Origin of the sequence: Chitinimonas sp. (genome assembly GCF_041904975.1) — a bacterium.
GTDB lineage: Bacteria > Pseudomonadota > Gammaproteobacteria > Burkholderiales > Chitinimonadaceae > Chitinimonas.
In genome coordinates this window covers 1-9,614 of the sequence record NZ_JAYRLZ010000163.1, presented here as the reverse complement: position 1 = coordinate 9,614, position 9,614 = coordinate 1, and the positions used below count along the sequence as shown (strand labels likewise).

Genomic DNA, 9,614 nt, shown 5'->3' with positions numbered 1-9,614 from the left:
CGATGTCTGCCAATCAATCAGACTGGATGGTGCCGGTGCGCTTTTTTGCACCGGCACTTACTCTTTTAGCCATGGCATGTGCCATGGCCGTGCAAGCAAAGCGCGCCGGACTGTGGCTCTGGTGGCGCAAGGAGCAAGAAAATGGCTGAAAACGGCCTGCAATTCACCCTCAAGACCACCAGCGACGGCGCCCGTCGCGGCAGCGTGGTGCTCAACCATGGCGTGGTGGAAACCCCGGTATTCATGCCGGTGGGCACCTATGGCACCGTCAAGGCGATGGCGCCGAATGAGCTGAACGAGATCGGCGCGCAGATCGTGCTGGGCAATACCTTCCATCTGTGGCTACGGCCGGGGCTGGATGTGATCAGCAAGCACCAGGGCCTGCACCGCTTCATGGCCTGGGACAAGCCGATCCTGACTGACTCGGGTGGTTTCCAGGTGTTCAGCCTCGGCGCCTTGCGCAAGATCACCGAAGAAGGGGTGAAATTCCAGTCGCCGATCAATGGCGACAAGCTGTTTCTGACCCCGGAAGAGTCGATGCGTATCCAGGCGGTGCTCAATTCCGATGTGGCGATGATCTTCGACGAATGCACGCCGTATCCGGCCGATGAAAAAACCGCCGCCAGCTCGATGCGGCTGAGCCTGCGTTGGGCCAGGCGCTCCAAGGATGAATTCAAGCGCCTGGAGAACCCGAACGCGCTATTCGGCATCGTCCAGGGCGGCATGCACGAGCGCCTGCGCGACGAATCGCTGGCGGGCCTTCTCGATATCGGCTTTCATGGCATGGCCATCGGTGGCCTGTCGGTGGGCGAGCCCAAGGAGGAGTTCACCCGCATCCTCGCCCATACCGCACCGAAGCTGCCTGTCGATAAACCGCGCTACCTGATGGGTGTCGGCACGCCGGAAGACTTGGTGTATGGCGTGAGCCAGGGCATCGATATGTTCGACTGCGTGATGCCGACCCGCAATGCGCGCAATGGCTGGCTGTTTACCCGCTGGGGTGATGCCAAGATCAAGAATGCCCGCTATCGCGATGATGACCGCCCATTGGATGAGACATGTGCGTGTTACGGCTGCCGCAATTTCAGTCGCGCCTATCTGCACCACCTGTTCCGCGCCGGCGAAATCCTCGGCGCGCGGCTTAACACCATCCACAATCTCCACTACTACCAGTGGCTGATGGCGCAGATGCGCACCGCGATCGAGGCGGGCGAGTTCTCTGCCTTCGTGGCGCGCTTTCATGCGGAACGGGCGCGCGGGCTGTTGTAGTCGTCTTCGCCAGGCTGGCTTGGGGGCGGGGCCCCGCTCGCGATCACTCTGCTTCTGGTATTTGCCCATCGCTGCGCGGTAGCCACAACCGGAAGCAGGAGCCGCGGCCTGGTGCGCTGTCCAGTTCGATATCGCCCTGCATGCGCCGCGCGGCATTGCGGGCGATGTAGAGGCCGAGGCCGGTGCCGCCGACGCCGGCCACCACGCCAAGGCGCACATGTTTGTCGAAGACCCGTTCCCGGTCGGCCGGTGCGATGCCGGCGCCATAGTCGACCACCTCGATCCAGCCGCGCTCGGCGTCGGCGGCGATACGCAGGGTGATCGGGCTGCCGGCTTGCGAATACTTGATGGCATTGTCGACCAGGCTGGACAGCACCAGGGCGAGCAGGGCGCCATCGCCAAGCACGCTTACCGGTTCGATCGGCCGCTGGCAGTCGATCAGGCCGCTCGATAGCGGCTGGTGCTGGTCGGCACAGTGCTTGGCCAGGCGATACAGATCCAGCGTTTCGCGGGCGACTTCCTCGCCGCTGGCGGGCTGGCGCTCTTCGCCAAGAAAGGTATCGATCAGGCCGTTGAGCCGCTGTACCGCGCGCCGGATCTTGTTAAGCGGGCCGCTGAGCGTGCCGGCCTCGGTAGCGTGCTGCAGCAGGATGCGCTGGGCAGTGGCATCGATAATAGCCAGCGGCGTGCGGAATTCATGCGACACCATGGCGACAAACTGGCGCTGCGCCACCATCGCCTCGCGCTCGGTGGCCAGGGCAGAGCGCAGTTGTGCCTGTAGCTCGGTACGCTCGGCCACTTCCTTGTGCAGGGCGCGATTGGCGTCTTCCAGCGCGCGGGTGCGTTGCACCACCCGGGCCTCCAGCTCGCGCTCATTGTGCAAGGACATGCTCAGGGTGACTTGCTCGGCCGAGCGCCGCGCATGTTCGGCGCGCTGCGCCCGCTGTGCCAGGCCGATATTGATCAGCACCATATGGATGGCCGAGGCAAATAGCGGCAGATAATCGATATAGCCGGCATGGCCGATCCAGCGCAGGGCGCGGGCGCTATCGAGCAGGCTGCTGATATACAGCGCCAGAAAGGCGATCAGGTAGATAAGCAGCTCGCGCCGCCCCTGCCAGATCAGCCATACCGCGGTGAGCAACAGGCCGGTGGTTTGCAGCATGCCCAGCGGGAACATCAGCTTGCCGACCGAATCGAGCAGGCCGCCTCCCACCAGTATTGCCATTACCAGCCAGGTGTAGTTGATCAGCCGGTTGATGCGCGACAGGCGCGGCAGCAGCTTTGCTGCGCGCATCAATTGCGTCAGGAACAGGCTCGCCGCCGCAAACTGGCCGATCGACAGCATTTTCTGCAAATGATCGAGCGCAATCGGCCAGTCCGGCAGCAGGCTTTGCGCATAGCCGCTGATAAAGCCATAAGCCAATACATTCAATGCCACATAGCCGGCGTAGGCGAGGTAGATGGATTCATGCAGCCAGCGCCAGAAGATCAGATTGAAGCAAACCACCAGCAGGGCCATGCCAAGGAATACGCCATACAGCGCATTGTCGATGCCGACGCTGGCGAGCAGGCCCGCCTGATCGAGCGCCCTCAGATGGATCTGCAGGCTACTGCTGCTGCGTATGCGCAGGTAATAGCTGGCCTTGGCATTGTCAGGCAGGGCGAAAACGAAATGGCGGTTGGCGAGCGGCCGTTTGGCAAAGGGCTGCTGATCGCCCGTTGCCGTGATGTCGTAACCCCCGTCCGCTCGTGGTGTGTACAGCGTTACCGCATCGAGTAGCGGCGGAGATACCTCGAGCAGCCATTGGCGATCGCGGCGCGGCAAGTCCAGCTGAAAGCGCAGCCACAGGGCATCGCTGCTGAAACCCAGCGCAGTCTCATTGCGTATCGGTTTGAACCGGCTGGCGGTGGCCGGCGCCAGCAAGTCATCCAGCGCCAAACGCCCGCCCGGATCGCGCAACAGGCTCAGATTGGTTACCTGTGGCTGGCTACCGCCGTCGGCCCAGGCCAGGCCGGCAAGCAAGGCCGCCATGGCGACAAGTATTACCAATACGGTGCGCAATCGAGTCAAGGGCTGGTCAGTCAGGGTGAGTTGTCGATATCCTTCGGCGGTCAAAACTATTACAGAACTACCTCCCGTGAGCCAGCCCCTGCATGTGATTGTTGTAGAAGACGACCCGGACCTGCGTGAAGAGCTGGTGATCGGCCTCGGGGCACTGGGTTTTGACTGCATCGGTGTGGCTGATGCGCCGACGCTGTATCGCCAGCTGGTGCTGCGCCGGCCGGATATGATCCTGCTCGATGTCGGCTTGCCCGGCGAAGACGGCTTCTCGGTGGCGGCCCATCTGCGCATGACGCCTGGCATAGGCGTGGTGATGCTGACTGCGCGCGGCGCGTTGGAAGACAGGGTGCGCGGCCTCGATGGCGGGGCGGATGCCTATCTGGTCAAGCCGGTGGCGCTGGAAGAGCTGGCCTCCACCTTGCGCTCGCTGGCGCGGCGGCTCGGTCCGCGGCTCGAAGAAGAGCTGGCCAGTGCCTGGAAGCTGGAGGCGGGCGGCTGGGTGCTGCGCGAACCCGGCGGCCGTACCGTGGTGCTGACCGCAACCGAGCGCACGCTGGTCGAGCGCCTCCTGTCCACGCCGGACCGGGTGGTCAGCCGCGATGAGCTGATGGCCAGCCTGACCGACAAGGGGCAGGATTACGATCCGCACCGGCTCGATGTCCTGCTGTCGCGTTTGCGTCGCAAGCTGGCTGATGCGGGTTTCGAGTCGCCGATCCAGGTGGTGCGCGGCATCGGCTATCTGTTCAAAAACGCATGAGTTGAAAGCAACGCAAGTGTGAGGCCTGGCTTGCGTGATAGTCCGGCATTCACGGGGCGGCCTTGGGCCATTCCGGCTACGGTAGGTAAAATGCGATCGCCACCGCCAAATATGGCTGTCGGAACAAGTTCCGACCTGCTTATCGGCAAGTAGCGCAGCGGAATCCGGGAGCCGTGCGTGGCACGGCATCACCACACCCATTCCAGGCCCCGGCCTTCGGCATCGGCTTGGCTTGATTCAGCGCAAGCCAAGCATGTGTTCAGCGCTTGCTTGGTTTGCCACCTTTGACTTCGATCTTGTCACCCGCCTTCAAGCCCGGTTCCTTGGCGAATTCGGCGCTGCCCTTGTTGCCGTCGTACAGCGTATAGCTCACCGTCCAGGCTTGGTGCTTGCCGCTGTCTTCGGCGATTTTCTTGCCCAGTAGTGCGCCGCCGATGGCGCCGGCGGCGGTAGCCACATTCTTGGTGGATGCGCTGCTGTCGCCGGCCAGTTGCCGGCCGACGACAGCGCCAGCCACGCCGCCGACCACCGCGCCGGCGGTGCCATCCTTGCCGGCTACTTCGCCGTGCTTGACCGCATCTACCCGGCCGCAGCTGCTGCGGCAGCCTAGGCCATGGTCGCGCTCGGCGCTGGCGGTGTGCAAGGCCTGCTGGCGATGCTGGTCGGCTGTTGTCTTGCAGGCTGTCGCATCCTTGGCTGGCTTGCTGTTGCAAGCCTGTATGGCGCGCTTGTATTGATCGGCGATCTGCTCCTTGTCGAGTTTGTAAAAGTCGAGCAGCACATCGTTGGCAAAGGCGGGCAAGCTGAGGGTCAGGGCGAGCAGGCTGGCAGATTTCATCGCATGTCTTGGTGGGGTGGGTGGGCAGCCAGTTTACCTGTCGCCGCTTGAAATTGGCGTGACGGCCCCCATTTGTCGGGGACGCATCAGCTTGCTGCTGCCCTGCCCAAGCATGCTTGGGCCAGGGCAGGCAATTAAACCGGGTCGCGGTGGATTTTGCCCCGGTTGACAGATAGAATGCCCCGTTTTTTTCAATCTTCGCCAGGATTTACTCCATGCTGATCTCCCCCGCTTACGCGGCAGCCGCACCCGCTCAGCCGGCCGGTTTCGACCTGATGTCCTTCCTGCCGATGGTGGTCATCTTTGTCCTGTTCTATTTCCTGATGATTCGCCCGCAGCAAAAGCGCATGAAAGAACAGAAAGCCATGCTCGATGCCATTACCAAGGGTGATGAAGTGATCAGCAATGGCGGCGTGCTCGGCCGGGTGACCAAGGCTGGCGAGCAATACCTGACCATCGAAATCGCCGATGGCGTCGAGATCGTCCTGCAGCGTGCCGCCGTGGCGGCCAAGCTGGAAAAAGGCACCATCAAGGCGCAGCGTTAACGAATGACACGGGTAGCCACTGGGCTACCCGTTTTCCCTCAGGCTTCGGCCGCTCTGGTACATCCCGCCATGAATCGTTACCCACTCTGGAAATACCTGCTGATCATCCTTGCCGTGATCGCCGGTTTTATCTATTCGGTCCCCAATCTGTACGGTGAAAGCCCGGCTATCCAGATTTCGGCTGTGCACTCTGGCAATCCGGTCAGCAATGACACGCTGGGCCTGGTGCAAAAGACCCTGGCCGACGCCAAGCTGGTCACCACCGGCGTCAAGTTCGATGGCAAGAGCGTGCTGGCCAAGCTGCAGGATGTGGAATCGCAGACCAAGGCGCGCGAGCTGGTTCAGCATGCGCTGGGCGATGAATTCGTGGTGGCGCTCAATACCATCTCCAATACCCCGCCGTGGTTCGCCTCGGTGGGCGCGCATCCGATGGCACGCGGTCTCGATTTGCGCGGTGGCGTGCACTTCCTGATGGAAGTCGATATGGCCGGCGCCCTGCAGAAGAATCTGGAACGGGTGGCCAGCGAAGTACGTCGCAGCCTGCGTGAAGAAAAAGTGCGCTATGGCAGCATCAAGCCGATGGCGCAATCGGTGGACGTGCAGCTGCGCGATGCCGAAACCGTAGCCGCCGCCCGCAAGGTGCTGGAAAAGAGCCTGCCGAATATGCAGATCACCCTGCGCGGCGAGTCCACCCTGCAACTGAGTTTCAGCGCGGCCGAGCTGCAAAAGCTGCAGGCCGATGCCGTGGCGCAGAACGTCAGCTCCCTGCAGAACCGGGTGAACGAGCTCGGCGTGGCCGAGCCCCTGATCCAGCAACAAGGCGCCAACCGCATCGTGGTGGAGTTGCCGGGCATGGACGACTCGACCCGCGCCAAGAACATCATCGGCCGGGTGGCGACGCTGGAAATCCGTATGGCCGACCATGATCCGGCCCATATTTCGGCCGCCATCAATGGCGAAGTGCCGGCCGGTTATGAATTGATGGAAATGTCCACCGCGCGTGGCAGCGGTGGCCAGAAGATCCTGGTGAAAAAGGAAGTGGAGCTGACCGGTGAGAACATCAACCGCGCCCAGCCCAGCTTTGACCAGCAAGGCAGTCCGGTGATCAGCATGTCGCTTGATTCGGCCGGCGCCGGCATCTTCCGCCAGCTGACCCGCGAAAACGTCGGCAAGCCGATGGCAATCGTGCTGAAGGAAAACGGCAAGGGTCAGGTATTGACCGCGCCACGCATCAATGGCGAATTGGGTGCCCAGTTCGTCATCGAAGGCGGTGGCATGACGGTGGAAGAGGCCAACGATATCTCCATCCTGATCCGCTCCGGCGCCTTGGCGGCACCGATGACGTTTGCCGAAGAGCGGGTGGTCGGTCCAAGCCTGGGTGCGGAAAACATCAAGAAGGGTTTTGATTCCACCCTGTATGGTTTTGCCGCCATTACAATCTTTATGGTGATCTATTACCGTGTATTCGGCGTGACCGCTGCCGTGGCACTGGCAGCCAATCTGCTGTTCCTGATTGCCTGCCTGTCCAAGCTTGGCGTCACCATGACCCTGCCCGGCATCGCGGCTATCGCACTGACCCTGGGTATGGCGATCGACTCCAATGTGCTGATCAATGAACGGATCCGCGAGGAAGTGCGCGCCGGCATGCCACCACAGTCGGCAATCAAGGCCGGTTATGAGCACGCCTGGGCCACCATTCTGGATTCGAACATCACCACCCTGATCGCCGGCCTTGCCCTGCTGATCTTCGGTTCCGGCGCCATTCGCGGTTTTGCCTGGGTGCATTGCCTCGGTATCGTCACCTCCATGTTCTCGTCGGTGTTCGTGTCGCGTGGCGTGGTCAACCTGATTTATGGCTATCGCCGCAAGGTGAAGTCGCTGGCCGTATAAGGAGCCAACCATGATCGAATTCTTCCATCTCAAAAAAGACATCCCGTTCATGAGCTACGGGAAGCTGACCACGGCGATTTCGCTGGTCACCTTCCTGCTGGCAGTGTTCTTCCTGCTGACGCGCGGCCTCAACCTCAGCATCGAATTTACCGGCGGCACCGTGCTGGAAGTGCGCTACAGCCAGTCGGTCGATCTGGACAAGGTTCGGCAGCAAGTCGAATCGCTGAACCTCGGTGGTCAGCACAAGGAAGTCCAGGTTCTGCCGCTGGGTTCCACTCGCGATGTGCTGATCCGTCTGCCCAATGTAAAGGGCAGCAATAGTGCGCAGCTGTCCGACCAGGTCATGGCTGAGCTGAAAAAAACCGACGCCCAGGTGCAGCGCCGTAGTGTGGAATTCGTTGGCCCTTCGGTTGGCGACGAGCTGCTTACTCATGGCCTGACTGCGCTGCTGATCGTGGTGCTGGGCATCGTCATCTACCTGGCCATCCGCTTCGAGTGGCGCTTCGCGCTGTCGGCGGTGATCGCCAATATGCATGACGTGGTGATCATTCTTGGCTTCTTCGCCTTCTTTCACTGGGAATTTTCGCTGACCGTGCTGGCGGCGGTGCTGGCCGTGCTGGGCTACTCGGTCAATGAATCGGTGGTGGTGTTCGACCGGATCCGCGAAAACTTCCGCAAGGGCGGAATGCGCGGCCGCAGCGTGCCGGAAATCATCGACAACGCGATTACTTCCACCATGAGCCGTACCATCATCACCCACGGTTCTACCGAAATGATGGTGCTGTCGATGCTGTTTTTCGGCGGTCCCAGCCTGCATTACTTCGCGATGGCGCTGACCATCGGCATCGTGTTCGGCATCTATTCCTCGGTGCTGGTCGCTTCGCCGCTGCTGCTGCTGTTTGGCGTTAGCCGCGAGAATATGATCAAGCCGGTCAAGGTCAAAGACGAAGCGGTGGTGTAAGTCCGCCGGCAGTCAGCCCAGCCAATCTGGCTGGGCTGTTCTTTTTCTGCTTACGCAAGGTGTGTCCCTTGGATTTCAGTCTGATCGATATTTTCCTGCACCTGGACCAGTATCTGGCGCTCTTGGTCAGTCAGTATGGCGTGTGGGTGTATGCCATTCTGTTTACCGTGATCTTTTGCGAGACCGGCCTGGTGGTGATGCCTTTCCTGCCGGGAGACTCGCTGTTGTTCGTGGCGGGTGCCGTTGCCGCTACTGGCGGAATGGACCCTTATCTGCTGGCAGCCAGCCTGTTTACTGCGGCGGTGCTGGGCGACTCGTGCAATTACTGGGTGGGCCGGTTGGCGGGCAAGCGGCTGTTTGCCAATCCGCATTCCCGCATCTTCAAGCGCGAGCGGCTGGACCAGACCCATGCATTTTTTGACCGTCATGGCGGCAAAACGGTGGCGATGGCGCGCTTCCTGCCCATGGTGCGCACCTTCGCGCCGTTCGTGGCCGGCATGGCTGCCATGCCTTACGGACGTTTCGTGTTCTTCAGCGTCACCGGCACCCGGGGTTGGGTGGGTAGTCTGGTCAGCCTGGGTTATTGGTTTGGCAATGTCGAATTCGTCAAGCGCAATCTGTCGATCATGATTCTGGCCTTGATTGCCTTGTCGGCCTCGCCACTGGTGATCCGTTTTGTGCAACTTCGCTTTGCCAAGTCGCGCCTGACGGTGTGATGCGATGAGTGACGCGTTTTACACCGACAAGGCACAGGTGCGCCGCTCGTTTGATCAGGCCGCCAAGACTTACGACGCGGCAGCTGTTTTGCAGCGCGAGGTGGCAGGGCGCATGCTGGAGCGGCTGGATCTGGTCAAGCTGCAGCCAAGGCGGGTGCTTGATGCTGGCAGCGGCACTGGCGAAGTGTCCAAGCGCCTGCAGGCGCGCTATCCCGATGCGCGGCTGATCGAGCTGGATTTGGCGCTGTCGATGCTGCAGCTGGCAGCCGGCAAGCAAGGCTTGCTGCGCCGCTTGATGGGCAAGGCCAACTGGCAGCTATGCGCCGATGTCGAGGCGATCCCGCTGGCCGACGCCTCGGTGGAGCTGATTTGCTCCAACCTCGCCATTCAATGGCTGAATGAACCAGACCGCGCATTTGCCGAGTTTCACCGTGTGCTCGCGCCTGAGGGCTTGCTGATGTTCAGTACCTTCGGGCCCGATACGCTGTTGGAGCTGCGCCAGGCCTTTGCAGCGGCCGATGACAGGCCGCATGTGAACCGCTTTATCGATATGCATGATCTGGGTGATGCGCT

At 61.5% G+C, this 9,614-nt stretch carries 9 protein-coding genes; 7 read left to right on the top strand and 2 right to left on the bottom strand.

The window, feature by feature from the left end; all coding sequences use genetic code 11:
* Nucleotides 1–141: 141 nt before the first annotated feature.
* Nucleotides 142–1,269: a tRNA guanosine(34) transglycosylase Tgt gene (tgt, locus tag ACE3OH_RS14670; protein ID WP_374354346.1), complete on the top strand. Its 1,128-nt coding sequence runs from the start codon at nt 142–144 to the stop codon at nt 1,267–1,269.
* Nucleotides 1,270–1,312: 43 nt separating this feature from the next.
* On the opposite strand, the gene ACE3OH_RS14665 is transcribed toward tgt, so the two are convergent.
* Entirely contained in the window at nt 1,313–3,343 is a 2,031-nt protein-coding gene (locus ACE3OH_RS14665; RefSeq protein ID WP_374354343.1) for a 7TM-DISM domain-containing protein, read from the bottom strand.
* A 67-nt stretch (nt 3,344–3,410) separates the two neighbouring features.
* Here ACE3OH_RS14665 and ACE3OH_RS14660 point away from each other — a divergent pair, with 67 nt between their 5' ends.
* The gene (locus tag ACE3OH_RS14660; RefSeq protein ID WP_374354340.1) at nt 3,411–4,091 is read left to right on the top strand and encodes a response regulator transcription factor; all 681 of its coding nucleotides are present in this window, start codon (nt 3,411–3,413) and stop codon (nt 4,089–4,091) included.
* A 259-nt stretch (nt 4,092–4,350) separates the two neighbouring features.
* On the opposite strand, the gene ACE3OH_RS14655 is transcribed toward ACE3OH_RS14660, so the two are convergent.
* Nucleotides 4,351–4,929 carry a hypothetical protein gene (locus ACE3OH_RS14655; RefSeq protein WP_374354338.1) on the bottom strand — a complete coding sequence of 193 codons (579 nt, stop codon included), beginning with the start codon at nt 4,927–4,929 and terminating at the stop codon, nt 4,351–4,353.
* Nucleotides 4,930–5,144: 215 nt separating this feature from the next.
* On the opposite strand from ACE3OH_RS14655, the gene yajC reads away from it, so the two are divergent.
* From yajC to ACE3OH_RS14630, 5 genes are all read left to right on the top strand, one after another.
* On the top strand, nt 5,145–5,474 hold the full coding sequence (gene yajC / locus ACE3OH_RS14650; RefSeq protein WP_374354335.1) for a preprotein translocase subunit YajC: 330 nt from the start codon (nt 5,145–5,147) through the stop codon (nt 5,472–5,474).
* A 69-nt stretch (nt 5,475–5,543) separates the two neighbouring features.
* Nucleotides 5,544–7,364, top strand: a complete 1,821-nt coding sequence (gene secD / locus ACE3OH_RS14645) for a protein translocase subunit SecD (RefSeq protein ID WP_374354332.1) — start codon at nt 5,544–5,546, stop codon at nt 7,362–7,364.
* 13 nt (nt 7,365–7,377) lie between these two features.
* The gene (gene secF, locus ACE3OH_RS14640; protein ID WP_374354349.1) at nt 7,378–8,325 is read left to right on the top strand and encodes a protein translocase subunit SecF; all 948 of its coding nucleotides are present in this window, start codon (nt 7,378–7,380) and stop codon (nt 8,323–8,325) included.
* 68 nt (nt 8,326–8,393) lie between these two features.
* A complete protein-coding gene (locus ACE3OH_RS14635) occupies nt 8,394–9,041 on the top strand; it encodes a DedA family protein (RefSeq protein WP_374354329.1) in 648 nt (215 codons plus the stop codon).
* Between the two features lie 4 nt (nt 9,042–9,045).
* On the top strand, nt 9,046–9,614 hold a 569-nt coding region (locus ACE3OH_RS14630; protein ID WP_374354326.1), incomplete at its 3' end, for a methyltransferase domain-containing protein.